At 44.8% G+C, this 26145-nt stretch carries 27 protein-coding genes; 12 read left to right on the forward strand and 15 right to left on the reverse strand.

Features of this window, described 5'->3' with window-relative positions:
* Positions 1-6 precede the first annotated feature (6 nt).
* The gene (gene tldD / locus GZK95_RS02015; protein WP_075713949.1) at positions 7-1452 is read left to right on the forward strand and encodes a metalloprotease TldD; all 1446 of its coding nucleotides are present in this window, start codon (positions 7-9) and stop codon (positions 1450-1452) included.
* Positions 1453-1663: 211 nt separating this feature from the next.
* On the opposite strand, the gene arcA is transcribed toward tldD, so the two are convergent.
* Complete coding sequence (arcA, locus tag GZK95_RS02020; protein WP_075713947.1) at positions 1664-2884, reverse strand: arginine deiminase; 1221 nt, start codon at positions 2882-2884, stop codon at positions 1664-1666.
* 557 nt (positions 2885-3441) lie between these two features.
* Here arcA and rraB point away from each other — a divergent pair.
* Both rraB and GZK95_RS02030 read left to right on the forward strand, forming a co-directional pair.
* Positions 3442-3861 carry a ribonuclease E inhibitor RraB gene (gene rraB / locus GZK95_RS02025; protein ID WP_075709794.1) on the forward strand — a complete coding sequence of 140 codons (420 nt, stop codon included), beginning with the start codon at positions 3442-3444 and terminating at the stop codon, positions 3859-3861.
* A gap of 129 nt (positions 3862-3990) precedes the next feature.
* The gene (locus tag GZK95_RS02030; RefSeq protein WP_075713943.1) at positions 3991-4794 is read left to right on the forward strand and encodes a glycosyl hydrolase 2 galactose-binding domain-containing protein; all 804 of its coding nucleotides are present in this window, start codon (positions 3991-3993) and stop codon (positions 4792-4794) included.
* Here the strand turns inward: GZK95_RS02030 and GZK95_RS02035 are convergent, their stop codons facing one another.
* The 5 genes from GZK95_RS02035 to argR all read right to left on the reverse strand — a co-directional run bounded on the left by GZK95_RS02035 (position 4795) and on the right by argR (position 10339).
* A complete protein-coding gene (locus GZK95_RS02035; RefSeq protein WP_075713941.1) occupies positions 4795-5184 on the reverse strand; it encodes a DUF2061 domain-containing protein in 390 nt (129 codons plus the stop codon). It abuts the gene before it with no gap.
* A 140-nt stretch (positions 5185-5324) separates the two neighbouring features.
* Complete coding sequence (locus GZK95_RS02040; RefSeq protein WP_075709797.1) at positions 5325-5762, reverse strand: universal stress protein; 438 nt, start codon at positions 5760-5762, stop codon at positions 5325-5327.
* Between the two features lie 32 nt (positions 5763-5794).
* Complete coding sequence (locus GZK95_RS02045) at positions 5795-8374, reverse strand: TRAP transporter permease (protein WP_075713939.1); 2580 nt, start codon at positions 8372-8374, stop codon at positions 5795-5797.
* Between the two features lie 195 nt (positions 8375-8569).
* Positions 8570-9538, reverse strand: coding sequence for a TAXI family TRAP transporter solute-binding subunit (locus GZK95_RS02050; protein ID WP_075709799.1), 969 nt, complete (start codon positions 9536-9538; stop codon positions 8570-8572).
* A 330-nt stretch (positions 9539-9868) separates the two neighbouring features.
* Positions 9869-10339, reverse strand: a complete 471-nt coding sequence (gene argR / locus GZK95_RS02055; protein ID WP_075709800.1) for a transcriptional regulator ArgR — start codon at positions 10337-10339, stop codon at positions 9869-9871.
* 360 nt (positions 10340-10699) lie between these two features.
* Between argR and mdh the strand changes: the two genes are divergently transcribed.
* Entirely contained in the window at positions 10700-11635 is a 936-nt protein-coding gene (gene mdh / locus GZK95_RS02060; protein ID WP_075709801.1) for a malate dehydrogenase, read from the forward strand.
* Between the two features lie 106 nt (positions 11636-11741).
* Complete coding sequence (locus GZK95_RS02065) at positions 11742-11933, forward strand: hypothetical protein (protein ID WP_075709802.1); 192 nt, start codon at positions 11742-11744, stop codon at positions 11931-11933.
* A 72-nt stretch (positions 11934-12005) separates the two neighbouring features.
* Here GZK95_RS02065 and ispB read toward each other — a convergent pair whose 3' ends face one another.
* Positions 12006-12977, reverse strand: coding sequence for an octaprenyl diphosphate synthase (ispB, locus tag GZK95_RS02070; RefSeq protein WP_075709803.1), 972 nt, complete (start codon positions 12975-12977; stop codon positions 12006-12008).
* 270 nt (positions 12978-13247) lie between these two features.
* Between ispB and rplU the strand changes: the two genes are divergently transcribed.
* From rplU to folA, 6 genes are all read left to right on the forward strand, one after another.
* Positions 13248-13559: a 50S ribosomal protein L21 gene (gene rplU, locus GZK95_RS02075; RefSeq protein WP_000271393.1), complete on the forward strand. Its 312-nt coding sequence runs from the start codon at positions 13248-13250 to the stop codon at positions 13557-13559.
* A 20-nt stretch (positions 13560-13579) separates the two neighbouring features.
* Positions 13580-13840 carry a 50S ribosomal protein L27 gene (gene rpmA, locus GZK95_RS02080; RefSeq protein ID WP_027251812.1) on the forward strand — a complete coding sequence of 87 codons (261 nt, stop codon included), beginning with the start codon at positions 13580-13582 and terminating at the stop codon, positions 13838-13840.
* 274 nt (positions 13841-14114) lie between these two features.
* Positions 14115-15287, forward strand: coding sequence for an Obg family GTPase CgtA (gene cgtA, locus GZK95_RS02085; protein ID WP_075709804.1), 1173 nt, complete (start codon positions 14115-14117; stop codon positions 15285-15287).
* Between the two features lie 148 nt (positions 15288-15435).
* Entirely contained in the window at positions 15436-16203 is a 768-nt protein-coding gene (locus GZK95_RS02090; RefSeq protein WP_075709805.1) for a threonine/serine exporter family protein, read from the forward strand.
* Entirely contained in the window at positions 16200-16673 is a 474-nt protein-coding gene (locus GZK95_RS02095) for a threonine/serine exporter family protein (RefSeq protein ID WP_083626137.1), read from the forward strand. The genes GZK95_RS02090 and GZK95_RS02095 overlap by 4 nt, the downstream gene beginning before the upstream one ends.
* A 34-nt stretch (positions 16674-16707) precedes the next feature.
* Positions 16708-17190 (forward strand): type 3 dihydrofolate reductase, encoded by a 483-nt coding sequence (folA, locus tag GZK95_RS02100; protein ID WP_075713937.1) that lies wholly within the window; start codon positions 16708-16710, stop codon positions 17188-17190.
* A 94-nt stretch (positions 17191-17284) separates the two neighbouring features.
* Here folA and apaH read toward each other — a convergent pair whose 3' ends face one another.
* The 6 genes from apaH to lptD all read right to left on the reverse strand — a co-directional run bounded on the left by apaH (position 17285) and on the right by lptD (position 24094).
* Positions 17285-18091 carry a bis(5'-nucleosyl)-tetraphosphatase (symmetrical) ApaH gene (gene apaH / locus GZK95_RS02105; RefSeq protein ID WP_075713935.1) on the reverse strand — a complete coding sequence of 269 codons (807 nt, stop codon included), beginning with the start codon at positions 18089-18091 and terminating at the stop codon, positions 17285-17287.
* Positions 18092-18100: 9 nt separating this feature from the next.
* On the reverse strand, positions 18101-18481 hold the full coding sequence (apaG, locus tag GZK95_RS02110) for a Co2+/Mg2+ efflux protein ApaG (protein ID WP_075709809.1): 381 nt from the start codon (positions 18479-18481) through the stop codon (positions 18101-18103).
* A gap of 97 nt (positions 18482-18578) precedes the next feature.
* Positions 18579-19394, reverse strand: a complete 816-nt coding sequence (gene rsmA, locus GZK95_RS02115; protein ID WP_075709810.1) for a 16S rRNA (adenine(1518)-N(6)/adenine(1519)-N(6))-dimethyltransferase RsmA — start codon at positions 19392-19394, stop codon at positions 18579-18581.
* Complete coding sequence (gene pdxA / locus GZK95_RS02120) at positions 19391-20380, reverse strand: 4-hydroxythreonine-4-phosphate dehydrogenase PdxA (protein ID WP_075713933.1); 990 nt, start codon at positions 20378-20380, stop codon at positions 19391-19393. Before pdxA ends, rsmA begins: the two co-directional genes overlap by 4 nt.
* Complete coding sequence (gene surA / locus GZK95_RS02125) at positions 20370-21665, reverse strand: peptidylprolyl isomerase SurA (protein ID WP_075709812.1); 1296 nt, start codon at positions 21663-21665, stop codon at positions 20370-20372. Before surA ends, pdxA begins: the two co-directional genes overlap by 11 nt.
* Before the next feature lie 44 nt (positions 21666-21709).
* On the reverse strand, positions 21710-24094 hold the full coding sequence (gene lptD / locus GZK95_RS02130; protein WP_075713931.1) for an LPS assembly protein LptD: 2385 nt from the start codon (positions 24092-24094) through the stop codon (positions 21710-21712).
* A gap of 147 nt (positions 24095-24241) precedes the next feature.
* On the opposite strand from lptD, the gene djlA reads away from it, so the two are divergent.
* Positions 24242-25093: a co-chaperone DjlA gene (gene djlA, locus GZK95_RS02135; RefSeq protein ID WP_075709814.1), complete on the forward strand. Its 852-nt coding sequence runs from the start codon at positions 24242-24244 to the stop codon at positions 25091-25093.
* A gap of 60 nt (positions 25094-25153) precedes the next feature.
* Here the strand turns inward: djlA and GZK95_RS02140 are convergent, their stop codons facing one another.
* On the reverse strand, positions 25154-25543 hold the full coding sequence (locus GZK95_RS02140; RefSeq protein WP_075713929.1) for a RidA family protein: 390 nt from the start codon (positions 25541-25543) through the stop codon (positions 25154-25156).
* A gap of 131 nt (positions 25544-25674) precedes the next feature.
* Positions 25675-26136, reverse strand: a complete 462-nt coding sequence (gene pyrI, locus GZK95_RS02145) for an aspartate carbamoyltransferase regulatory subunit (RefSeq protein WP_075709816.1) — start codon at positions 26134-26136, stop codon at positions 25675-25677.
* Positions 26137-26145: the final 9 nt, after the last annotated feature.

Raw genomic sequence — 26145 nt, forward strand, 5'->3', positions numbered from 1 at the left:
CGAAATATGACAATTAATCACGTAGAAGAAGCCCTACTAAAACCTGCTGGTTTATCCGAGCAGGATATCGCGAGCACACTAGAAAGCATTGCGACTCGTCAGATTGACTACGCTGATATCTATTTCCAATCCAGTTGGCATGAGTCTTTGGTATTAGAAGATAGCATTATCAAAGATGGCTCATTCAATATCGATTGCGGTCTTGGTGTCCGTGCAGTGACGGGTGAAAAAACGGGCTTTGCCTACTCAGATCAGATTCAGCTTGAAGGCTTGAAGCAAAGTGCTATTGCCGCACGCGGCATTGCCCAGCAAGGCCAGAATGGCAAAGTGCAAGCTTTCAAACGTTTTGATAATCAAGCTTACTATGCGGCGGTAAACCCGTTAGAAACATGGCAGAAGCAGCAGAAAACAGCCCTGCTTAAAGAGCTTGATGCATACATCCGAACCAAAGAACCACTGGTGCAAGAAGTGTCGATCAGTCTAAGTGGTGTTCATGAGCAAATGCTGGTGGCCGCGACAGATGGCACCTATGCGGGCGATGTGCGTCCGTTGGTTCGCTTGTCTATTACCGTATTGGCACAGCGTGGTGAACGTCGTGAGCGCGGTAGTGCAGGTGGTGGCGGTCGCTATACTTACGATTATTTCTTAACTTCGCAGCAAGGTCAGCAAGTCGCGTATCAATTTGCAGATGAAGCGATTCGTATGGCTTTAGTTAATTTGGAAGCGGATGCGGCACCGGCGGGCACTATGCCAGTGGTATTAGGTTCGGGCTGGCCAGGCGTACTACTGCATGAGGCAGTTGGTCATGGTTTAGAAGGTGATTTTAACCGTAAAGAGTCTTCAGTATTTAGTGGCCGTATTGGTGAACAAGTCACTTCTAAGCACTGTACCATTGTTGATGATGGAACGTTGACAGACCTGCGTGGCTCACTGAACGTTGATGACGAGGGTGTTGCAGGTCAATACAACACGCTGATTGAAAATGGTGTACTAAAAGGTTACATGCAAGATAAGTTAAATGCTCGCTTAATGGGGGTTGCGCCAACAGGTAACGGCCGTCGCGAGTCATACGCACACTTACCAATGCCACGCATGACCAATACTTATATGTTACCAGGTGAGCATACGCCAGAAGAAATTATCTCAACGGTGAAGAAAGGTCTGTATGCGCCAAACTTTGGTGGTGGCCAAGTCGATATCACGTCCGGTAAGTTTGTTTTCTCGACGTCAGAAGCCTACCTTATCGAAGATGGTAAGATTACACGCCCTGTAAAAGGTGCCACACTAATCGGTTCTGGGATTGAAGCCATGCAGCAAGTGTCGATGGTGGGTAATGACCTTAGTATCGACCGCGGCGTTGGTGTGTGCGGGAAAGCTGGGCAAAGTGTACCGGTTGGCGTTGGTCAACCAACCTTGAAACTAGATTCAATCACGGTTGGTGGTACGGAGTAGCAGTTTTAGCAGCGAGAGCACTTCGTTTGATAATTGAAAAGTGCTTGTTCGATTTTCCGCTCTAACAACAAGGCTGACGTAATGACGTCAGCCTTGTTGTTTTTAAGGGAATAAATGCTCATTTTCTTGAATCTAGTTTTTTAGTGCTTCGCTCTCCATTCTAAAATCTCAGCTCTCAGCTCTCATTTCTTCAAGCGTAGCGCCTAAAAACTCAAATTCCCTCTCGCTCAATTGGGCAGCTCATACAGCGAGCGCCACCCCGACCTCTACCCAGTTCATTGCCTGGTATTGGCAATACGGTTATCCCTGCTTTGTCATATTTCTCATTAGTGTAGACATTGCGTTCATAGCCAATGACGACACCGGGTTTGACCGTCAGGACATTGTTGGCGTCATTCCATTGCTCTCGTTCGGCCTCGTAATTATCACCACCTGTTGTGATAATCTTAAGCGCATCTAAGCCAAGCGCTTTTTCGATCGAACCAGTAAGATCATTGGTTTGTTTTATCTGCAACTGACCATCTCCCTTTGGTGTTAAACACCAAGTATTCATATCTTTACGTACGATTTCAGGGTAGAGCGAGAACGTATCAACATCCATATGAGTCATCACAGTATCTAAATGCATGCAAGCGCGATTTTTGGGTAGCTCTGTGACTATCACTTGGTCGGCTTGGCGATGTTTAAACAGCGCAGCCGCCAAATTCTCAATCCCTTGTGAGGTAGTGCGTTCAGACATGCCTATTAGCACTGCACCTTTACCGATAACGAGAACATCTCCGCCCTCTATCGTTGCGTTATCATAATATAGGTCTTCATTGCCAAAGTATTTGATAAAATCTTGTCCGGAAAAAACAGGGTGCCAACGATAAATGGCTCTAAGATGATTGGTTTCACGTTGACGGGCGGGCATCATCATAGGATTAAGAGAAACTCCGCCATATACCCAACATGATGTATCTCGGGTAAAAAGATGATTAGGTAATGGTTCAATCGCGAAATCTAATGCACGGTTAAGTTTCGGTAAGATTGATGCGGATTTAAACGGTAGCTCAGAGTATGCCAACCCGCCGAGTAATACACACGCCAAATGTTCGTTATCCATTTCCGAGAGATAATCACGAAAATCACGTCCAAACATTGGACCGTAGCGAAAGTCTGAAATTTGAGTATCGAGTAACCATTGACGAGCCTCAGCGACTTCTAACGTCTCAACCAGCAAATCATGCAGTAGCAAGACTTCGACATCTTGTTGTTTGAGTGTATTTGCGAAAACATCGTGTTCATCACCGGCCGCATCCACTGCGAGCACATCATCAAACAGCAGCTCGTGGCAATTTGATGGTGTTAAGTGAGTGAGCGCACGCTCAGGTCTATGTAACAGAACTCGCTTTAGTTGACCAACTTCAGAGCCGACATACAACTTACTCATTTTGTATCCTTACTTTGATTCCTGTTCTATTTATGACAATGTTAATGAAAAGATGCAAGCTTGTTTTATGGAATTAACATCTGGCTATTATCGAAATTACAGAAACTTATATGGCAATTGGTGGCTATATTACGAATAAACCTACAGTTAGGATTTCGTAACAACTTAACTTTATGAGTACCTATGCTGGAATTGAATGGTATGGTTTTGCCAGTTTATCCTTGTGAAGTTAATCTTTACCCGGAAATTCTATCAATTGGCGGCAGTTTTTGTTTGATTATGCAAACTTGATGATCTGCATGAAATCGACGTTAGCGCTCATAAATAGGCATTTATCATTAAAATAGGACGATTTGCACAACGATACTTTATCCTGAAGTGGTTGATTCTCATAAAGTGAGCCTTTGATCGTTTTAAGCAGATAAAGCTCAATGAGACACAAGATCGTAAGAAAGATCATACCAAGCAGCGATTCTAGGTAGTATTTTTTGTTGAACCGTGCGATATTTCGTCGCGAGAAATCGTCAAATATTGTTATCACACTCTGGAGCACAACTATGTCTCACGAAGATGAATATCTATCAGTAGAAGAATTAATTGAGATTCAAAAGGAAGAGACTCGCGATATTATCCAAGCATTGCTAGAAGATGGCAGTGATCCAGATGCGTTATACGAAATTGAGCATCACCTTTTTGCTGAAGATTTTGACACACTAGAGAAAGCGGTGGTTGAAGCGTTTAAGATGGGTTTCGAAGTGCTAGAAGCTGAAGAAACTGAAGACGAAGACGGCAACAAGCTATTGTGTTGCGATGCAACAATGGAGTCGGCACTTAATCCAGAAGCAATTGATGCTCAAGTGGAAAAGCTGGTTCATCTGGCTGAAAAATACGACATCATCTACGACGGTTGGGGTACTTACTACGAAGGTGAAGACGCGCTTTATTCTGAAGAAGATGAAGACGACGAAGATTACTAAGTTTGTCCCACAGGTTTAGTGTAATGAATACCAGCTTTCGAGCTGGTATTTTTGTTTCTGGGAGCTATCTATTGAGACGTGTATTCTCTATAATCAACAAAATATTGATCTAGCGCAAGTTTGAATAAGATGGAACTCTCTCTCGCCGGTCTTTGGCAACTCTCTCCTTTGACTGATTTAACGATCCCTCAAGACGATATAACGTTTCCCGCGCCTTTAAGCCAGATTTTACCTAGCTCTCTTGCTCAATCGCAGATAGTGGAGCAAGAATGGCATTTAATGCACGACATTGAAGTTGATGAATCTATGTTGGCGTTCCCCGCTGTTGATCTTGTGATTGGTGGTGTCGATTACCATGCCGAGGTCAGAGTTAATGGCGTCGCTGTATTTGATTGCGATGGTACGCAATCGCTATATAAAAAGGATATCCGCCCATACTTGCAACTAGGACGTAATCGATTTGAAATACTGTTTCTCCATCAAGATGACGATTGGTTAGTTGACGATATCGAACTTGAACGCGTATGTAATTTGGGTAATAAAGATGTGGTTAAGCATGATGAACGTCTTGGGATTTGGGTTGCCCCTTATCTGCAGTTTATACGTCATGTCCGCTTAGATTACGTGGCGACAGAGCAGATTTGGCACCATGGTGGAGGGTGTGAGTTTAAGGTGGATCTCTACTACACCACTTATGCTGCGGGACTGGTATCAGCATCTGTTAAGTTCAATGGTATGACCTATCATCTGCCTATTGATGTGCGTAACAATCAGACCAGCGCATTGTTTCAAGTGGATGCACCTATCTATTTTGATCTTAACCAGCCCAATGCTGATCATTTGTATCAACTTGAGGTGGTTTTAGACGGTCAGACGCAACACTATAAAGTTGGCTTGAGTGAGGATTACTGTGTTCAGCATTACCCCGTTTAATTAATGGGCGCCAGTCAGTTGATAACGTTGCGATTGCTTACGTAACCAGACCTTCTCATGGAAGTAGTAGGCACAGGTGTTAATGGTGGGTTCTATCGCAGCCATAATACCGCCGACAAAGGCATCACCCGTTAATAGATATACTACGCCAAAGGCAACGCTAAAGTGAACGATAGCAAAGCTTGAGGTCTTGATTTTAGGGTTGCGCGAAAGTTGCGTTAGGGCTGGAGTTTTGCTCCACACCAGTTCATGGAAGTAGAAAGCGACAGTGTTCACGCTTGGTTCAAGCATGGCAATCATACTACCAATGATAATATCACCGGTCAGTAGGTATGCTACGGTAAAGGCGATCGAAAAATGAATGCTGGCAAAAGTAAGTGTCTTTTTCATAATTTAAAATCATTGGTCAGTGGTGATGAAACAATTATCACTGATGATTTTAAATAAAGATAATGGCTAGAAATGATTTGTTTGATAGGTATAAACTATTAAAAAGGCGCTCATGAGAGCGCCTTTTGTACTTAGTGGAGTTAACTCTGGGGTTTAACGACTAATACGTTGATCGGTGAAGCTTGTACCACTTTGCTCGCCACTGAACCAAGTACAGCCTTATCGATTTTAGAGCGTTTGTGACTTGGCATAATAATAAGGTCTGAACCGAGTTTTTCGGCATACTTCAAAATGGTTTTGTAAGTTTTACCCTCTGCAATATGCACACGATGTACCACATCAGCGTCAATATGCTTAGTGGCGAATTGTTTTAGCTGCTTTTCCACATCACGTTTCATCACATCGGCGGCATCTTTAGGAAAATAGCTCGCTACCATTGGCATATGAATGCCTGGCAGTACAGTCAACAAGTGCAGCTCGGCGTTTGATTGCTTGGCATGCCAGACCGCTATCTCGATAGCACGATCAGAAAAACCATTTTCATTTAAATCCACAGGGACAAGAATTTTTTTATACATCACTGATTCTCTTTTAGGTCTCGTGTTTGACGTTAAGCATTCAACGCTTGCTTACGAATTCGACGTCTTTGGTTGGCTCCCAAAGCAATCACGATGAGCAGACATGGTAAGAATACCCACTCTTTCATTGGGCGATCGGCATCCTGAACTACCCACTTTATCTGCCAGTCGAAATCGATACCTGATGCCTCGGCTGGGCTGCCAAACTCCACCATATCGACAATCATTTTGCCTTGATTGTCGGTTAACATTAGCCCCATTGAGCTGATGCGTTGCTCGGCAGTCGTTGCTTCATCCTCAAAGGGTAATCTGACAGTTTTTTCCACCATATCACCTTCAAGTGTTTCACCTGCCACGCGCAGTTCTAATGTTTGCCCAATATCGAGTTTTTCGACAATTTGAGCGATTTCCGTCCCAGGAGAAAGCACTTTTGCTGGATAGACCATATCCCACCAAAAACCAGGGCGGAAGAAGGAAAAGGTAAGTGCGAGTAGTAACAAGGTTTCCCACCATTTATTACGGGTAAACCACCACCCCTGTGTGGCTGCGGAGAAGAGCAGCATGGCGATAATAGAAGAAAATACAGTCAGCATTAAATGCCACCATGTATCAATGCCCATCATTAATAGTTGAGTATTGAAGATAAACATAAAGGGCAAAATGGCGGTTCGAATATCGTAAGTAAAGCCTTGAATACCAGTACGAATTGGGTCCGATTTAGCAATAGCTGCGGCAGCAAAAGCAGCCAAGCCTACTGGTGGGGTATCGTCTGCCAAAATACCAAAGTAGAAGACGAAAAGATGGACCGCAATTAATGGAATAATCAAGCCATGTTGAGCGCCCAAGGTGACAATCACTGGCGCCATCAACGTAGAGACGACAATATAGTTAGCTGTAGTCGGCAAGCCCATACCAAGAATTAGACTGATCACTGCGGTGAACAGCAGCATCAGAATAACGTTACCACCGGAAATAAATTCGACGAACTCCGTCATCACTAACCCGATGCCAGTTAATGTCACGACTCCTACCACAGTACCTGCGGCAGCGGTTGCTACACCAATACCAATCATATTGCGAGCGCCTGTGACTAAGCTTTCTGCAAGGTCAACAAAGCCTTGTTTGGTTTGCTCTGTTACGTCACCCGTTTTGCCCATTAATGCTAAGAGTGGGCGTTGCGTGATCAAAATAAAGATCATAAATACGGTTGCCCAGAAAGCAGACAGACCGGGAGAGAAACGTTCAACGGTTAAACACCACACCAGCACGACGATTGGTAACAAATAATGCAAACCAGATTTAACGGTCGGGCCGGGATCTGGAACCTCCGTCAGTTCTGCATCGATCTCGATATTACCGGCATCGGCATATTTTGCTGAGATGCTGAGTAGCCCCAGATAAGCCACAAACAATGCAACTGTCACAATCGGCGTAGCGGCATCACCAAACACATCTTTGGTCCAGCCAATACCGTAGTAAACCACAGCACTGATCACGACTAATCCGAGTATGGTTCCGGTAAATGAAAGTAGATTTTGCAAAAGGGTTGGATTGTGGCGTCGTGGTAAGCCAGTCATGCCAGCCTTACAGGCCTCAAGATGAACAATATAAATCAAGGCGATATAAGAGATTAGCGCTGGTAGTAATGCTGCTTTGATCACTTCTACGTAGGAAATACCGACATACTCAACCATCAAAAACGCGGCAGCGCCCATAATAGGTGGTGTTAACTGACCATTGGTCGAAGCCGCTACCTCTACAGCGCCAGCTTTTGTTCCAGGGAAACCAACTCGTTTCATCAAAGGAATCGTAAACGTACCGGTTGTGACTACGTTGGCAATGGAAGATCCTGAGACTAACCCAGATAGCCCTGATGCCACCACGGCGGCTTTTGCCGGACCACCTTTCATATGACCGAGCATAGAAAAGGCGACTTTAATAAAGTAGGCTCCTGCCCCAGCTCGCTCTAACATGGCACCAAATAGGACAAACAAGAATACAAAGGATGTCGACACCCCTAGAGCAACACCAAATACCCCTTCGGTTGTCAGCCATAGATGAGACATCGCCTTATTCAGGCTCGCCCCTTTATGGGCAATAACATCTGGCATATGAGGGCCTGCAAAGGTATAGAGCAGGAATACTGCAGCGACAACCATCAATGGTGGTCCCAAAGCGCGTCGAGTTGCTTCAAGCAGCAATAACATGCCAATGACGGCTACGACAATATCGGGTTGGGTTGGGGCACCGGATCGTTCGGCAAGACCGGTATAAAATATATAGATGTATGCCGCTGAGAAACTGCCTGCTAATGCCAAGATCCAATCAAGCAGTGGGATATGATCACGAGGTGAATTTTTTAGTGCCGGATAAGCGGTAAAAGCGAGAAACACCGCGAACATTAGATGAATCGAGCGCGCTTCTGTATCGTTAAGTACACCAAAATTAAAAATAAACGGTAATGGGGAGGCATACCAAAGTTGGAAAAGAGACCAACACAGCGGAACAAACCATAAGATACGCCCCGAAATGCCTTTCGGTGAGCGCGCCCCTGTATCGGCTTGGGCTACCATATCCTGCACATCTTGCGATGGTGTAGTAGTCTGCGTCATGGAGGTTATCCTTGTTATATTGGGTTCGTTGTTGTTTGCTTTGAACCTTGCGCTTCTAACAGTGTAGTGACTGACTCCGTGAAGCGTCGGAAAATTTAGATATAAGAAGACAGGAGTTTCATGTTTGAAACCCAAAAAGAGTCTGATATTAAGTTGAGACAGTAGGCAAGGAGCGGGGCTCCTTGCCTAAGTGGACTATTTGAGTAAGCCTACTTCTTTGTAGTATTTCTCTGCACCAGGGTGAAGAGGAATTGAAAGGCCAGCTTGGACCATGTCCTCTTTCTTTAGATTAGCGAATGCAGGGTGAAGACGTTTGAAGGTATCAAAGTTTTCAAATACCGCTTTAGCGACGTTATAAGCAATTTCATCCGACACTTTAGCCGTTGTAACCATTGTTGCAGCCACGCCGAAACTATTTACATCTTGCTCTGTTCCGCGATACATACCGGCAGGTACAGTGCTAAATGCGTAATAAGGGTTGTCGGCAACGATCTTGTCAATGGCTTCACCTGTCGCTGGGATCAGTTTTGCATCACAAGAAGTGGTCGCTTCTTTGATTGAACCGTTTGGATGACCAACGACGTAAACAAATGCGTCAATTTTATTGTCACATAAAGCTTGAGAGCGCTCAGAGCCTTTAAGCTCAGATGCGAGTTTGAAGCTATCGTTTGTCCAACCCATTGCTTCCATTACTACGCCCATCGTTGCGCGGTCACCAGAGCCAGGGTTGCCGATATTCACTCGCTTACCAGCCAGATCAGCGACGCTTTCGATACCAGCATCCGAGCGGGCAATAATGTTGAATGGTTCAGTGTGTAGTGAGAATACAGCGCGTAGATCTTTGTATGCACCTTGGTCTGCAAACTTACTTGTACCGTTGTATCCATGGTATTGCCAGTCAGACTGAACAATGCCGAAGTCTAGTTCGCCAGCTCGAATCGTATTAACGTTGTAAATCGAACCGCCAGTAGACTCTACAGAACAGCGAATATTGTGTTCTTTACGGCCTTTGTTAACAAGCTTACAGATCGCACCACCAGTAGGGTAGTACACACCCGTTACCGAGCCAGTACCAATCGTAATAAACTCTTGTGCATTAACTGCGCCAGCTCCCATGATGGCAGCGGCAATCGCACCTGCTTGAATAAGTTTGTTAAATGCCATGAATGTTCCTTCCTTTATTCATTATTGGTCCTTTAGCAAGTGTAGTTGCTAAAAGAGTTCCCTTAGGGAAACGGCATCTTTTTCAATCCTTTTGTTGAAAAAGTTGCTAAATAATACCAAAAAAACAATAGATAATTACATGATTGTTAAAGTTTTTAGTAAGAATGGCTTTTTTTGGCCGAGGTATTCTATTCGGTCTTTTTAGGGAAAACTCTTTTCCCTCAGATAGTTATCTGAGATGGGATCTAGGTAGGGTTTTTAGTTAAGTTGTGAAGTAAATCACACCAAATAATTGGTGTGATCAATGTCTTAGCTAGGTTTTCCAACAGATTAGCCTGCGTATTCGAATAACTCGCAAACAGAGTTAAACAGTTGCTCAGTACTAATTGTGAGGGTAGGGGTAATGAAAATCGTATCGTCGCCAGCAACCACACCCAAAATGCCTTCTGACTTACCTAATGAGTCAAGTAAGCGGGCAATCAGCTGGGCAGCTCCTGGTCCCGTATGGATAACAACCAATGCTGCGTTGTAATCAATATCTAAAACGAGTTCGCGCAGTGAGCTTGAAACTGTTGGTACACCGAGCTCCGCGGGAAGGCAGTAGACCATTTCCATTTTTGCATTGCGAGTTCGTACAGCACCAAATTTGGTCAACATGCGAGAAACTTTTGACTGATTGATGTTTTCAAACCCTTCGTTTTTAAGTGCCTCAACAATGTCGCCCTGTGAACCAAAACGTTCTTCTTTTAATAACGCTTTGAAAGCGCGCACGAGATTATCTTGTTTTTCTGTATGACGCATAGTTCTTCTTTCAACTTGCCAATGGAAATAAGTGCATATTTTCGCATAAACATGCATTTTGTGCCAGTTGAGTAGGAAAATAACTCGCTGCGGTCACGAAATTTTAAACCTTTAATAGATGCGATTTATATCCGAGATAAGCCGCGTTGAAATGATGATAAATCCTTGCGGAATTAGGGGGTTATCATGCTATCATCCGCCACCTTTTTTTGTGGCACGAAAAAGTCAAATTGCGTAGCGTCGCAAAGCTGACGTTAAATAATTGTAATTGGACGTTAAATGCTATAGTTTGATTTACATAATAATTTACAAATTACCCTACCAAAATATAGAAGAGACTACCTCTCAAGGAGAACTACGATGAAAGTAGCTGTAATTGGTGCCGCTGGTGGCATCGGTCAAGCCCTAGCCCTACTACTTAAGAATCGCCTTCCTGCAGGCTCAGATCTAGCTCTTTATGATATCGCCCCTGTGACTCCGGGTGTTGCTGCGGATCTTAGCCATATCCCAACGCCTGTTTCGATCAAAGGTTACGCTGGTGAAGATCCGACGCCAGCACTTGACGGTGCAGACGTGGTTCTAATTTCAGCTGGTGTTGCACGTAAACCAGGTATGGATCGTGCCGATCTTTTTAATGTTAATGCAGGTATCGTAAAGTCACTTGCGGAGAAGATCGCTGTCGTTTGTCCAACCGCTTGTGTGGGTATCATCACGAATCCAGTCAACACCACAGTGCCTATCGCTGCAGAAGTACTAAAGAATGCTGGCGTATATGACAAGCGCAAGCTATTTGGTGTAACAACGCTTGACGTGATTCGTTCTGAAACCTTTGTTGCTGAGTTGAAAGATAAAGATCCCGGTGAGGTACGCGTTCCTGTGATTGGCGGGCATTCTGGTGTGACTATTTTACCGTTACTTTCTCAGGTGGAAGGTGTTGAGTTTAGCGCTGAAGAAGTCGAAGCACTGACAAAACGTATCCAAAATGCAGGTACTGAAGTGGTTGAAGCTAAAGCGGGCGGTGGTTCTGCGACTCTTTCTATGGGACAAGCGGCATGTCGTTTTGGTTTGGCACTCGTGAAAGCGCTTCAAGGTGAAGAGGGTGTGATTGAGTGTGCCTACGTAGAAGGTGCGGGAGAGCATGCTCCATTCTTTGCTCAACCAGTGAAGCTTGGCAAGGACGGCGTAGAGGAAGTGCTGAGCTATGGCGAACTAAGTGCTTATGAGAAAGCAGCATTAGATGGCATGCTTGAAACACTAAGTGGTGATATCCAAGTTGGTGTCGATTTCGTTAAGTAATCTCCAAACTCCTCAAGAGTAGTAAAAAGCCGATAGTTTGATATCGGCTTTTTTGATCTTTACATACTGCTCTATCGTACCGGATTAGCGAGAGAGGAGAGAGATTATGGAACTATCAGAAATTAAGCGCGGTATGTTGGTTGAGAGTCTTCAGGGAAGTGGTCGAGTGTTGGTCATTGATGAGGTGACTCAGTCATTACTGATTGAAAACAGTGAAAGTCGCGAGCAGTTTGCGGTTGGCATAGATGAAATCGTTGATGAACCTCAGCTTCATCACGGCTGCGATCAATATTACTAACCACTATATACTGTATAGAAAGAAAAGGAGGTAAACCATGTGGCTTACCTCCTTAATTTTTATTAGGCCAATCTATTTGCTGCGATGAACAGATAGATGAGCCAACGTGATGAGCGCTTGCTTGTAATCGGACTCTGGAAGTACATCAAGTTCAGCGATGGCTTTGTCTGCTTCTTCAATCGCTTTTGCTCGGGTGTATTCTAAAGATCCTGTTTGATCCATGGTGCGTAGTATGTCATCAAGACGATCCATGCCGTTGGCTTTTTCAATCGCTTCACGGATCATTGCCGCTTGTTCTGCATTGCCATGTTTCATGGCATGGAGTAGTGGTAATGTCGGTTTGCCTTCCGCGAGGTCATCACCAACATTTTTACCCATCTCTTTACCATCCGCAGTGTAATCCATCACGTCGTCAATCAGTTGGAATGCAGTGCCGAGGTATTTACCGTAGTTTTGCATTGCCAGCTCAACGTCAGCAGAAGAGTCGGTCAGAATTGCCCCTATTTGCGTGGCGGCTTCAAACAGACGCGCTGTTTTAGAGTAGATAACTTGCATGTAGCTATCTTCAGTCGTGTCTGGATCGTTACAGTTCATTAACTGTAACACTTCCCCTTCGGCGATGATGTTGACGGCATCACTCATCAACTTAAGTATCTTCATCGAACCAAGTTCGGTCATCATCTGAAATGAACGAGTGTAGATAAAGTCGCCGACTAACACACTTGCTGCATTACCAAATGCTGCATTCGCGGTTGCTTTGCCTCGACGCATATCTGATTCATCCACGACATCATCGTGCAACAGGGTTGCTGTGTGGATAAACTCTATAAAGGCTGCGGCTGTGGTATGAGCACTTCCTTGATAACCAAGCGCACGAGCCGTCAATACCGCTAACAGTGGGCGAATGCGTTTACCACCGCCACTGACGATATAGAAACCAAGTTGGTTGATTAGAGATACATCAGAGTTTAGCTGGGCTTGAATAGTTTCGTTCACTTTTGCCATGTCATCGGCAGTAAGCGCTTGGATAGCTTTAAAATCCATTGTAATTCCGGCTGAGGTTAGAACCTGTCTGGTATTTTTATCTAAATTGTTAAGTGAATAATACACTAAAAAACGTTGATAAATACATGCTTTAAGGGCATGATCTCGGCACTTTTAATTGGCGACTAGCTTTTCGCCAATTTTTTCAAAATATGGCTTGTCATAGTGGCATCTCTTCTGTAGAATCTGCGCCCTATTGATGATTAGTTTAGCGCACACCCTATTGCTCAAAATGAATGCAACGGCTGTGCGGAAAAAGCGGAGTAAAATATGTACGCTGTTTTCCAATCTGGTGGTAAACAACACCGTGTAAGCGAAGGTCAAACTCTTCGTTTAGAAAAATTAGACGTTGAAACTGGTGCAACTGTTGAATTTGATAAAGTTCTACTTGTTGCTAACGGTGAAGACATTAAAGTTGGCGCTCCTCTTGTAGAGGGCGGTAAAGTTGTAGCTGAGGTTGTACAACACGGTCGTGGCGATAAAGTTAAAATCGTTAAGTTCCGTCGTCGTAAGCACTCTCGTAAGCAACAAGGTCACCGTCAGTGGTTCACAGAAGTGAAAATCACTGGTATCAACGCTTAATCGATTAGGAGAGTTTAACAATGGCACACAAAAAAGCTGGTGGTTCTACTCGTAACGGCCGCGATTCAGAAAGCAAACGTCTAGGTGTTAAGCGTTTCGGTGGTGAATCTGTTCTTGCAGGTAACATCATTGTTCGTCAACGTGGTACTAAGTTCCACGCTGGTAACAACGTAGGCCTTGGTAAAGACCACACTCTATTCGCTCTAACTGACGGTAAAGTTAAGTTTGAAGTGAAAGGTCCTAAAAACCGTAAATTCGTAAGCATCGAATCTGCTGAATAATCAGATTCTTAGCTTAGAAATTAGGTTTCTAGCTGAATTTAAAAGCCCTGCCGATTCGGCGGGGTTTTTTATTTTTAGCAAGGGCAAATATCCAGAGGCTTTTAACGCGGTGTAAGCTTAAGAGAAAACCTCTCGCTATTTGGTCCAAAGTAGAGCGACCCAAGATCTCAGGTGATCGATCTGTAAATGGGATCTGCTAGAATTTATATCATTGTCAATTGGCTTATATAAGCCTTGTAAGTGATATTGCAACGCACACAATGCGGAGTTACAGATGAAATTCGTTGATGAAGCGGTAGTAAAAGTTCAAGCCGGTGATGGCGGTAGTGGTGTCGTCAGTTTTTGGCGTGAGAAATTTATCACTAAAGGTGGTCCTGACGGTGGTGATGGTGGTGATGGCGGTGATATCTATATCCAAGCTGACGAGAACCTCAATACCCTGATTGATTACCGTTTCCAGCGCTTCTATGAAGCAGAACGTGGTGAAAATGGTCGTGGCGGTAACTGTACGGGCAAACGTGGTAAAGACAAAGTGCTACGTGTACCTGTCGGGACTCGTGCGGTTGATATTCACACCAATGAAGTGGTAGCGGAAGTCGCGGAACACGGCAAGAAGATGATGGTTGCAAAAGGCGGCTGGCATGGTCTTGGTAACACGCGTTTCAAATCTTCAGTTAACCGTGCGCCACGCCAGAAAACCTTGGGTACTAAAGGTGAAGTACGTGAACTGCGTCTTGAGCTACTATTGCTAGCAGACGTTGGTATGCTGGGCTTACCAAATGCAGGTAAGTCGACGTTCATTCGCGCGGTATCCGCTGCAAAACCAAAAGTGGCAGATTACCCATTTACAACGCTAATCCCAAGTCTTGGCGTGGTGAGTGTTGTACCTGAGAAGAGCTTTGTAGTGGCTGACATCCCAGGTCTAATTGAAGGTGCTGCTGATGGTGCGGGTCTTGGTATTCGCTTCTTGAAGCACCTAGAGCGTTGTCGCGTGTTATTGCATATGATCGATATTATGCCGATTGATCAATCGGATCCGATCCAAAATGCTCTAACGATCATTGATGAGCTTGAGCAGTACAGTGAGAAGTTGGCTGATAAGCCTCGTTGGTTAGTCTTTAACAAAGTCGATCTGATGCCAGAAGAAGAAGCCGATGAAGTGATTCAAGGCATTCTGGACGCACTAGGTTGGGAAGAAGAATACTTCAAGATTTCTGCCGTTAACAAGCAAGGCACGAAAGAGCTTTGTTATAAACTGGCTGACTTTATGGAATCACTTCCTCGTGGTGAAGAAGAGATCAGCGAAGAAGAGAAAGTCGACTTTATGTGGGACGATTACCATAAAGACGCCATGTCTGGTAAAGACGTGATCACTGAAGATGATGACGATTGGGATGATTGGGACGACGAAGAAGACGACGGGCACGTTGTTTACGTACGTGATTGATCTTCTAATCTAGTTGAAAGCCGCAATTTTCGTTGCGGCTTTTTTACGTCTGAAATCAAACTTGGTTTGAATCAAAGTTATTTGTTGAAATTTTCGTCACAATCAGCCCTTCGAGCATGTGACAGGATTTAGGAGTCGTTAAATTAGTATGGACACAAAGCAACGAGCGGTCTCTCGCTTAATTGCACAAGCAGGTCAAATGCTTCTCGCCCATGGTGCTGAGAGCGCTTTGGTGGGCAGCATTATGGAAAGGATTGGTCTTGCCTGCGGCATGGATGAAGTTGAAGTCTCTCTTTCCTCAAGCTCTTTAGTTGTGACGACAGTAAATCGTGGACACTGTATTACCACGGCGCGACGTTGTGCTGATCGCGGCATTAATATGCGTGTGGTCACTCAAGTACAGCGTATTTGCATTATGCTCGAGCGGGGCATTATTGATGACTATCTCGCCCAACATAAGCTAAATCAAATCAGCCCTGAACGTTATAACCGCTGGCTGGTGGTATTTATGATTGGTCTCTCTTGTGCTGCATTTGCTCGTCTTGCTGGTGGTGATTGGGCCGTATTTGGCATGACGTTCCTAGCGTCAGCTGTTGGCATGATGGTGCGTCAAGAGATTGGTCATCGCCACTTTAACCCTTTACTTAACTTTGCGGTGACAGCATTTGTTACCACCGCTATTTCTGTTCAAGCCTACATTTACGATATTGGTAATGTGCCCACGTTAGTGATGGCATCATCGGTATTAATGTTGGTGCCAGGGGTGCCATTAATTAACTTCGTTGCAGATATGCTTAAAGGTTATGTCAATATGGGTATTGCCCGTTTTGTCATGGCGAGTTTGCTGACGCTCTCAACCTGTCTTGGCATTATCGCTGCAATGAGTGTGTTTGATGTATGGGGATGGTTACTATGAGTTTGATGCAGCTTCTACTCGGTCTCGCCAATGATATGTTCTTTGCCTCCATCCCTGCGGTTGGTTTTGCTTTAGTGTTTAACGTGCCAGTGAAAGCGCTAAAATACTGCGCATTAGGTGGTGCTCTAGGGCATGGTTCTCGTTACTTGATGATGCACTTTGGTATTCCTATCGAGTGGGCGACTTTCTTTGCTGCGACGTTTGTTGGCATGATCGGCGTACATTGGTCACATAAACTTTTGGCTCACCCGAAAGTCTTTACCGTGGCGTCATTAATTCCAATGGTACCCGGAGTCTTTGCTTTTAAGGCGATGATCGCTCTGGTTGAGCTGAATCATCGAGGCTTTGAACCTCAACTACTGGAAATGCTCGCGACAAACTTCCTAAAAGCGATGTTTATTATCGCCGGGCTTGCAGTTGGTTTAGCCATGCCAGGTTTGTTATTCTATCGCCGTCGTCCTATTGTGTAGGTCGAATATAGCTCAACCAGAATGGGATAAATGGATGATTATTAGCATGATTGCCGCGATGGCAAACGAGCGTATTATTGGTAAAGATAACCAAATGCCATGGCACTTGCCCGCAGATTTCGCTTGGTTTAAGCGTTGCACATTGGGTAAACCTGTCGTCATGGGGCGAAAAACATTTGAGTCGATCGGCCGACCGTTGCCTGGCCGTCAAAATATCGTAATTAGCCGTGACAGCACTCTTCACATTGAAGGGGTTGAAACCGCAACATCAATTGAGCAGGCGCTAGAGATTGCTGGCGATGTGGAAGAAGTGATGATTATCGGTGGCGGCGCAATTTACGCAGCATGCTTACCAATTGCTACGCGTCTCTATATCACTCACATAGACGCGCAAATTGAGGGTGATACTCAGTTCCCTGCATGGGGGGAAAGCTTTGTTGAGAGCTATTCTGAGCACTACCATGCGGATGATAAGAACGCTTACGATATGCGCTTTACGGTTCTAGATAGAACTTAAGAGTATTTGGATAACTTAGAATTGAGAGGGAGAGAAATTGTCTCGCCTCTCGATTCTATATTCTCAAAGCGAAGCAGAGCGCTTTTGTCTCAATCTAAACCAATGCAGGTTGAGTGAAAAACTGTTTATCTTCCCAACGCAACATTGTCAAACAACCGCCCCAGACACAGCCAGTATCTAACCCGATCTCTGAATCACTTTGGTACCCTTCAAGCGCCGCCCAATGACCAAAGATCACGGTTTTATCTAATGGGAGCCGGCTTGGCAGTTTAAACCAAGGCATCAGTTCTTCAGTGATGATTTCTTGTGGTGGAAGTTTACACTCCATATCTAAACGAGCATCGGCAAAGCAAAAACGCATTCGGGTAAAGGCATTAATAATATAGCGATAGCGCTCAATACCTTGCAGCTTGTCATCCCACAAATCGGGTTGGTTAGCGTACATGTTTTCGATTAGCCAAGCCCAATCATCGCTTTGTAATATTTGCTCAACTTCTTTCGCGTTAGCTCGGGCAGTGGCTAAATCCCATTGTGGAGAAATACCCGCATGGCACATAACAAACTCATCGTGCTCTGCCATTAGCGGTTGGTGGCGCAACCATTCCAACAGTTCATCTTTATCGTTTGCAGCGAAGATCGGTGCGGTTTGATCTTTATCTTTAACTCGATGAATACCTAATGAAACGGCGAGTAAATGCAAGTCATGGTTTCCTAGAACCACGCGAGCGCTGTCACCGAGCTGTTTGACAAAACGTAGGGTATCCAGAGATTTAGGACCTCGAGCAACGAGGTCTCCAGCTAGCCAAAGTTGATCATTGGATGGATCAAACTGGACGTTATCCAACAGTTGCTTGAGTTCGTCAAAACAACCTTGAATATCACCAACAATGTATGTTGCCACAAATTTTTCCTAATTGAGTACGTTGGGGATAGCGAGACGAAATGGTTCGATTTCGGCTGCGAACTCTTTACCGCTGGCATCGAGCATAATGTATTGACCTTGCATCACCCCGACCGGTGTTTCTATTGCAGTGCCGCTGGTGTAGGTGTATTCGTCATTGCCTTGGATAAATGGTTGCTGTCCAACCACACCTTCGCCTTCAACCGACACTTGTTTACCGTTAGCATCGGTTATCAACCAGCGGCGGCTAATGAGCTGAACCGTCTCGGTGCTGAGGTTTTTGATCGTCACTAGATAAGCAAAGATATAGCGTTTTGCCGCAGGGTCGGATTGTTCTGCGATATAGCGACTGTGGACTTGGACTTTGATACAAGGTTGTAAGACATCCATATAGACTCCTCGTATAAGCATACCAATTAAAAAAGATCACTTCGACTTCTCTAGATTGATATAAACAAAAGGGCGCGAATGCGCCCTTGGGGTTGATTTATGCGTTATGGCTGCTGTTGGCATCTAGCCAGTTTGCCATTGCCACAAATTGCTCTAAGGTGAGATTTTCTGGACGCATCGCTGGGTTTACCCCAAGCTCTTCCAAAATCTCGGCACTCATTAGTGCTTTGTAGCAGTTACGTACGGTTTTACGACGTTGGTTAAAGCCTTCACGGCACACTCGCTCAAGCCATTTTAAGCTGGTTGCTGGGTGTGGTAGCGTTTCATATGGCACCAATCGTACAACTGCTGAGTCGACTTTAGGTGGCGGCACAAAAGCGGTTGGTGGTACTTCTAGTACAGGTACCACCTTACAGTAGTACTGAGCCATAACCGTAAGGCGGCCATAGGCTTTGCTGCCAGGTCCTGCGGCTAGACGATTAACCACTTCTTTTTGCAACATAAAGTGCATGTCTTGAATATCCGCATGGAATTCAAACAGGTGGAACATCAATGGCGTCGAGATGTTGTAAGGTAGATTACCGAAAATACGCAATTTGTTGTTTGGCTTAACCAGTTGAGTAAAGTCGAAGCGCATCGCGTCGCCTTCATGAATGGTTAATTTATCGGCTAAATCTGGATGGTTACGTAAACGCTCCGCTAAGTCACGGTCAAGTTCGATCACAGTAAACTTATCGACTTCACGACCAACAGGCTCGGTAATCGCACCAAGACCTGGTCCAATCTCAACCAAGTTTTGACCTGGTCTTGGATTGATGGCAGAAACGATGCCATCAATAATATAAGGGTCGTTTAGGAAGTTTTGACCAAAACGTTTACGCGCTTTGTGTCCTAAATGGACATCATTTCTCATTGTTTCTTCTCTACTAAATCTATTGCGTACGCCAGTGCTGTTCGGAAGCTCCCTGTATCTGCTGAACCTGTACCAGCAAGATCAAGTGCTGTACCGTGGTCCACCGATGTCCGAATAAATGGTAGGCCCAGTGTGATATTCACTGAACGGCCAAATCCTTTGTATTTTAGCACGGGAAGTACTTGGTCGTGATACATGCCTAAGACGGTGTCTGCATCTTGTAAGTACTTTTCATTAAAGATGGTGTCAGCAGGAAGTGGACCAATCAAGTTGATGCCTTTTTCCAGCTTCATACGCTCTAAAGTTGGCGTAATGGTCTCAATTTCTTCTCTGCCTAAGCAGCCATCTTCCCCTGCGTGAGGATTAAGCCCGCAAACATAGATGTTTGGCTGACGAATAGCAAATTTTTCTACTAGATCGGTATGTAAAATATCAATGATCTTTTCTAGTCGCTCTGCAGTAACGGCTTGAGGAATGTACGCCAATGGAAGGTGTGTGGTCACCAATGCCACTCGAAGTCCTTCAGTGGCAAGCATCATCACTACCAATGGGGTATTGGATTTTTCGGCAAAGAACTCAGTGTGTCCGCTAAATGCCACACCAGCGCGGTTAATGACCCCTTTGTGCACAGGGCCGGTGACTACAGCATCAAACTCACCTGTCATACAACCATTGGTTGCGCGCTCAAGTGTGTGCAAAACATAGTGCCCATTCGCTTCGTTTAGTTCGCCAGCCTTCACTGCATGCGCAACTGGAATATGATCAACAATCAAAGAGCCAGCTTGTTGAGGGGTAATCGGCTGTGAAGCATCGTAATTGACTAGTTCCACCTCAATACCCAATAAATCGGCACGTTGTGCCAACATGTTTTTGTCGGCGCAGACAACAATTTGATGATCCCAAGCCTCTTTAGACAGAGCGAGGACTAAATCTGGGCCAATACCAGCAGGTTCGCCGGCGGTTACAACGATACGTTTAATTGTCATTTTGCTGATCCTTTACCAGTTCAACATAGGCGCCGGCACGAATTTCTTGTAACCAAGCGCTGACTTCTTCATTGAACTTGCGATTAAACAAAATTCGGTAAGCTTTGTTTTTCATTGCAGAGTCAGTACGGTCAACTTCGCGACGATCTAACACTTCAACAATATGCCACCCGTGAACGGTTTTAAATGGCGCGCTGATTTGGCCAACCGGTAGGGTATCAACTTGGTGTTTAAATTCAGGTACATATAGATCCGAAGTTTGATAGCCCAGCTCACCATTCTGTGCCGCAGAGCCAGGGTCTTGACTGTATTGCTGAGCGAGTTCACCGAAAGTTGCTTCACCCGCTTTTACCTGGCGGATGATTTCGTTTAGCTGATTTTGCACCCCTTCATCGCTTAAAATGACGGTCGGTTTGATCAAGATATGGCGCGCATTCACTTCTGTTACTGCGACGGTCTCTAAACCCTTAACATCTTCAATTTTAAGGATGTGGTAGCCGACGCCGCTGCTAAATGGACCGATGATGCTTCCTTTATTTTGCAACTTGATTTGATCGGCGAAAATGGTCGGCATTTCTTCTTTGCGCATCCAACCCCAATCACCACCTTGTAGTGCCTTAGGCCCTTTTGAATAGGTGTATGCCAAAGTTTCAAAGTCTTCACCTTGTTTGAGGCGCTCGACTAATTCATTGGCTTGTTGTTGGACTTTGGTTTTATCTTCACCGTCGTTAACGCGTAGTTGAATGTGCCCAATTTTATATTGAACCGTTGCATTGGTTTCGTTTGCCAAAACTTCAGCTAGGTTATCGACTTCAGCTGGCAAGATATTGACACGGCGACGCACTAGAGTATTACGAGCTTCACTTGCCGCAATCTCTTTGCGAATCTGCTCGCGAAATTCAGGGTAGGTGATGCCTTCGACAGTAAGCGAGGCAATCAACTGTTCAACGCTTTGATTGTTGCTTTTAGCAATATCTTCAATGGCAGCATTAAGACGGGTATCGTCAACTCGAACACCGATACGCTCGGCTTCTTGTTGTTGAATAGTCTCTAGAATGAGTTTTTCTTCAACCTGTCCGATTAAGACATCTTTAGCTGGGAGCGACTGGCCGCTTTTTTGTGCGTTAATTGCCAGTGTTTTTAGTGCGTTATCGATATCACTTTGTAGTACCACGCCATCATTAACAATGATGGCAACTTTGTCCATTTCAACCACATTAGCGTTAGCAACACCGATATGGCATGCCGCTACAAGGGTAAGCAGCGCTTTGTTCCAAATTTTCATCAATAACCCTTCGATGTTTGCCAGCCTAACGGCTGGCGAAAAAATTAGTTGTTTAGGAAGAACGGGCGGCCATAGCCAAGAGAGTTGCCACCATCATCAGAATCCGTACCCATATTGGTACCAAAGCCAACAATACCGAAGTTGATACTGAAGTTATTTTCGTATTCAGCTTCTGCGTTCGGATAGCTTGAAAAATCTGGCTTCCAACCGCGTAACTGGTTGGTGTAGGTAAAGCCAATATACCAACAGTCATCAATATAGTTGAGGCGCGCTAGCCATTCGATCGCCTGACTGGTCGTGAGGTCATAGAAATATTGCGCACTCGCATTCCAGTTTGGTGAGAAGGTATAGCCAGCAAGTAAGCCCGCTTGAGAAATCCCTTTGCGTGTTATGCTGTTAATACCACCATCACCAGCAATACTATTTAAGTCAACAGTCTGTTGGATATAACTCTCGGTAACATAGCGGTAGTTACCCTGTAGGTAGCCGTCAGCGATTCGATATTCCAAGGTACTGTTAGCGACTTGCATTTCGCTTGAGTCAATGTCGTACTGCACACCACCGTGGTAGAAGAGATAATCATCATAGTTGAAGTCCATTTCAATCGACCATGCAGAGTAGCGGGTTGATTCATCTTCAGATGGTGTTGAAACTGAATTTTTGGTCGAACGGTCAAGATAGAAAATTTGACCAAACGAGATATTTAAACGCTCTTTGTACTCATCATCAAAGAAGCGAGTGGAGGCACCATAACTAAACTGGTTGGCCGGTGCGATATAGTCAACACCACTAAACTTACGGCTGCGGAACAAACCATAGTAGTCCGTTTGCAGTAAGGTTGTATCGTACAAAAAGATATCTGATTGATCTTCTTTCGGTACATATAGGTACTGAATTTGCGGCTCAAGGGTTTGGGTGTAGTTGCCCAGTACGTGAGCGTCGCGTTCCAGCACTAAACCTGCATGGCTGCGGAACTCAGGAATAACGCGAGTTACGTTTTCTTTTAGGCCATAGGTGGAATTGTCATTTTTACCATCACCATCAGTATCTCTAAATGAGGTATCAACCCCATCTAAGTCTTGTTGATAGTGAGTGCCTAAAATACGCGCTTCTGTGGTCCAAGAACCCCAAGTACTATGGATTGGTATCGTAATCCCCGGTTCCACATGCACACGAGTTGCCGATGGTTTGGTTTTATCATCGGTATCAAAACGTGATACTTGGCTGATAACATCAAAATCTATATAGGGTGCAATTTCTGGCGAGTAATAGTTAAACGACAACTGCGGCAAGATACGATACGGCAGGTTACCCGCTTCGGTCAGTACTTGAAAATCTCGCGCCAACAACGTTGCGTCCCAGTTCCTTGTACGGTACTGGAATTCGCCTTCTTGAATCAATTGACCATCTTCACGCTTACCGATGTTTGAATCTACATCGGTAAAGTAATCGATATCACTGACTTTGGAGTAATCAATATGGAACTTCCAGTTCTGCTGATAGATGCCATCGTGGGTGTATTGCATCGCCCAGCGATCACCTTTCTCTGGGTGTTTTTTATCATCAGGCAGATACTCTGACTCAACCTCACCTTGTCCAAATGAGGTGAGGTAGCGGAAGGTACTATTTAACTGTGTGCCACGCGCTTCCATATATTTCAGAGTGGTTGCCAAATCGTAATTTGGCGCTAGGTTCCAATAAATTGGCACTTCAAACTCAATACCGTCACTCGAACCGTAGGACGCTGTCGGGTAAAGGAAGCCCGTCTTACGTGTATCACCAATAGGCACAGTTAGGTAAGGTAAGTAGAAAACCGGTACGCGCTGTATTTCAAAACGTGGATTAAAAAATGTGGCTTCTTCTTCGTTTTGGTCGATTTCAATACTGGACGCTTTCATTTGCCAAGAGTTGTCACCCTCAGGGCAAGAAGTAATCGAACCATCTTCAATTTCGTACATCGCTTTACCAGTTTTGGAGACATAAACCGCCTCACCACGCCCTGGCTCACATAAGAATTGATACTTGGTATTGTTCAGCTCAACATACTCGGTGTTTAGGTTGTTGACTGCTTTGTCAGAAACAGTTTTTACCGCGCCATCGCTGAATACAACGTTGCCTTCAGCCACCACAACGTTATCTTGTTGGTGCAAAGTGACACTATCAGCCTTCATGCGCTTTTTGCCTTGTACCACAACGACATTACCGCTATAAGTGGCTTTGTCACCGTTGACACCTTCAAGGCTGTCAGCTTCAACCGTAATTGGCTGCTGATTTGGATTTTCTGCTTCTGGTTGGTCGATCAAGCATTGATCTATAGCGGGCAGTTCCTGCACACTAGCGTCTACTACGGTTTCATTTGCTTGAATCTGAGGCGCAAAAAACGCAGCACTGATTGAAGCGGCTAGTAACGTACGTGGAAAACGTGACATCGAGTTTTACTATCCTGTTGAACTTGATAAATTCGGTGAATAGACAACCGAACAAAGAAAAAACGGTCTTTATCATAAAGGAATTTAAACCATCCGGCACTATCAGACCGCGTAACGATGATAAAATTCATAGATTGAGAGCACATAATGCATATTTTTGGCAAAATTCTCGGTACTTTTTTTGGCTTTCTGTTTGGTGGGCTGTTTGGCGCACTATTTGGTCTTTTCCTTGGCCATCAGTTCGATAAAGCTCGTCGGCTTAGCCAAGCTGGTTTTAACTCCTCGCCTTTTAGTCATGGTCCTAGTCAGGCTCAGAAACAAGATGAGTTCTTCAAAGCTGCATTCGCAGTCATGGGGCATCTAGCTAAAGCTAAAGGTCAAGTGACGCCTGAAGAGATCCAGTTAGCGAGTGCGATGATGGATCGAATGAACTTACATGGTGAGCAACGTAAAGCCGCGCAGGATGCCTTTCGAGAGGGTAAATCAGCCGACTTTCCGCTCGATTCAGTGCTTGAACGCGTCAAAATTTCATCCGGCGGACGTTTTGATTTACTGCAGTTTTTTTTAGAGCTACAGATTTCAGCAGCGTTTGCCGATGGTGAAATTCATCCAAGTGAGCGCGATTTATTGCATCGTGTCGCTCAGCGATTAGGTTTTTCTGCGCAGCAATTGGAACAGCGCCTGCGTATGCAAGAAGCGGCCTTTCGTTTTCAACGAGGTGGTTTTGGCGCTCATGGGGGCGGTCAGCAGCAATCAGGCCAGTGGCAACAAGCTTCTTCTGCCAGCCAACTGAGTGATGCTTATAAAGTACTGGGGGTCGATGAAGATGCCGATGCTAAAACCGTTAAGCGTGCTCACCGTAAACTGATGAATGAACACCATCCAGATAAGCTAATGGCGAAAGGTTTACCACCAGAGATGATGAACGTGGCGAAAGAAAAATCACAAGAGATTCAAAATGCTTACGATTTGATCAAAAAGGTGAAAGGCTTTAAATAGCTGATGGCATGAACGCTAAGGTTAAAAAGGCGAGCTGGATGCTCGCCTTTATTTTGGATGCTATTTACGTATAGCAATCGCTTCAATTTCAATGCCGACATCTTTTGGTAGACGAGCGACTTCGACACAAGAACGAGCAGGGTAGTGAGTCACATCGTGTTCGTCGAAGAAGGCGCCATACACTTCATTAACCGCACCAAAATCATTCAGATCTTTGACAAACACGGTCATTTTCACAATGTCCGCAACACCAAGGCCAGAAGCTTCAACCACGGCTTTTACATTCTCTAAAGATTGGCGAGCTTGCAGGCGGATGTCGGCAGAAACTTCACCTGTAACAGGATTAACCGGGATTTGTCCTGAGGTCATCACCATGTTGCCTAAGTCTACACCTTGAACGTAAGGACCGATTGCGGCAGGTGCCGATTCTGTATGAAGTACTTTTGTCATGTTAATTATCTCATTAAAAAACAAAGGGTTTGAACTACTAGTGTGCCTGTGAATTACCGTACGGTAAAGAGTAAAATACCCCACAATAGTGAGGTATTTTTAAGCAATGTGATGGCGTAGCGAAAATTGGCTTAACGCTCAGTCACGATTTCGCGAGAGAACACTTTTTCACAGTATTTGCACTTTAAACGCACGTCGTGGTTTTTCTCAAACACTTTAAAGCTGCTTTCAACGGGTTCGCCATGAGTAATACAGTTGGTATTTGGGCACGCAAACACATTGTTAACGCGTTCTGGTAACGTCAGTGCAAGCTTTCTAACCACTTGATAATTTTCGATCTGGTTGACTGTCGCATGCGGAGCATACAGGGCAAGTTTGCTTGCTTGCTCTTCACTGATAAAAACATTTTCGATTTTCAGTAAGTCTTTATGCCCCAATGCGGATGACGGCAGGTTTAAGCCAATCGTCACGCGTTGCTTGCTTTTATGCATGCTAAATAGTTTCAGTACTTTAATACCAACTTGAGCGGGAATATGGTCGATGACCGTACCGTTTTTAATTGCTTCAACCTGCAATTGAGTTTCTTTAGCCATAATGATTCT

The sequence above is a fragment of the Vibrio panuliri genome, from assembly GCF_009938205.1.
Classification (GTDB): domain Bacteria; phylum Pseudomonadota; class Gammaproteobacteria; order Enterobacterales; family Vibrionaceae; genus Vibrio; species Vibrio panuliri.

Bases quoted from the DNA above. Each gene is read 5' to 3' on its own strand.
- tldD (WP_075713949.1), top strand. From the start codon at position 7: ATGACAATTAATCACGTAGAAGAAGCCCTACTAAAACCTGCTGGTTTA.
- arcA (WP_075713947.1), bottom strand. From the start codon at position 2,884: ATGAGTAAGTTGTATGTCGGCTCTGAAGTTGGTCAACTAAAGCGAGTT.
- rraB (WP_075709794.1), top strand. From the start codon at position 3,442: ATGTCTCACGAAGATGAATATCTATCAGTAGAAGAATTAATTGAGATT.
- GZK95_RS02030 (WP_075713943.1), top strand. From the start codon at position 3,991: ATGGAACTCTCTCTCGCCGGTCTTTGGCAACTCTCTCCTTTGACTGAT.
- GZK95_RS02035 (WP_075713941.1), bottom strand. From the start codon at position 5,184: ATGAAAAAGACACTTACTTTTGCCAGCATTCATTTTTCGATCGCCTTT.
- GZK95_RS02040 (WP_075709797.1), bottom strand. From the start codon at position 5,762: ATGTATAAAAAAATTCTTGTCCCTGTGGATTTAAATGAAAATGGTTTT.
- GZK95_RS02045 (WP_075713939.1), bottom strand. From the start codon at position 8,374: ATGACGCAGACTACTACACCATCGCAAGATGTGCAGGATATGGTAGCC.
- GZK95_RS02050 (WP_075709799.1), bottom strand. From the start codon at position 9,538: ATGGCATTTAACAAACTTATTCAAGCAGGTGCGATTGCCGCTGCCATC.
- argR (WP_075709800.1), bottom strand. From the start codon at position 10,339: ATGCGTCATACAGAAAAACAAGATAATCTCGTGCGCGCTTTCAAAGCG.
- mdh (WP_075709801.1), top strand. From the start codon at position 10,700: ATGAAAGTAGCTGTAATTGGTGCCGCTGGTGGCATCGGTCAAGCCCTA.
- GZK95_RS02065 (WP_075709802.1), top strand. From the start codon at position 11,742: ATGGAACTATCAGAAATTAAGCGCGGTATGTTGGTTGAGAGTCTTCAG.
- ispB (WP_075709803.1), bottom strand. From the start codon at position 12,977: ATGGATTTTAAAGCTATCCAAGCGCTTACTGCCGATGACATGGCAAAA.
- rplU (WP_000271393.1), top strand. From the start codon at position 13,248: ATGTACGCTGTTTTCCAATCTGGTGGTAAACAACACCGTGTAAGCGAA.
- rpmA (WP_027251812.1), top strand. From the start codon at position 13,580: ATGGCACACAAAAAAGCTGGTGGTTCTACTCGTAACGGCCGCGATTCA.
- cgtA (WP_075709804.1), top strand. From the start codon at position 14,115: ATGAAATTCGTTGATGAAGCGGTAGTAAAAGTTCAAGCCGGTGATGGC.
- GZK95_RS02090 (WP_075709805.1), top strand. From the start codon at position 15,436: ATGGACACAAAGCAACGAGCGGTCTCTCGCTTAATTGCACAAGCAGGT.
- GZK95_RS02095 (WP_083626137.1), top strand. From the start codon at position 16,200: ATGAGTTTGATGCAGCTTCTACTCGGTCTCGCCAATGATATGTTCTTT.
- folA (WP_075713937.1), top strand. From the start codon at position 16,708: ATGATTATTAGCATGATTGCCGCGATGGCAAACGAGCGTATTATTGGT.
- apaG (WP_075709809.1), bottom strand. From the start codon at position 18,481: ATGGATGTCTTACAACCTTGTATCAAAGTCCAAGTCCACAGTCGCTAT.
- rsmA (WP_075709810.1), bottom strand. From the start codon at position 19,394: ATGAGAAATGATGTCCATTTAGGACACAAAGCGCGTAAACGTTTTGGT.
- pdxA (WP_075713933.1), bottom strand. From the start codon at position 20,380: ATGACAATTAAACGTATCGTTGTAACCGCCGGCGAACCTGCTGGTATT.
- surA (WP_075709812.1), bottom strand. From the start codon at position 21,665: ATGAAAATTTGGAACAAAGCGCTGCTTACCCTTGTAGCGGCATGCCAT.
- lptD (WP_075713931.1), bottom strand. From the start codon at position 24,094: ATGTCACGTTTTCCACGTACGTTACTAGCCGCTTCAATCAGTGCTGCG.
- djlA (WP_075709814.1), top strand. From the start codon at position 24,242: ATGCATATTTTTGGCAAAATTCTCGGTACTTTTTTTGGCTTTCTGTTT.
- GZK95_RS02140 (WP_075713929.1), bottom strand. From the start codon at position 25,543: ATGACAAAAGTACTTCATACAGAATCGGCACCTGCCGCAATCGGTCCT.
- pyrI (WP_075709816.1), bottom strand. From the start codon at position 26,136: ATGGCTAAAGAAACTCAATTGCAGGTTGAAGCAATTAAAAACGGTACG.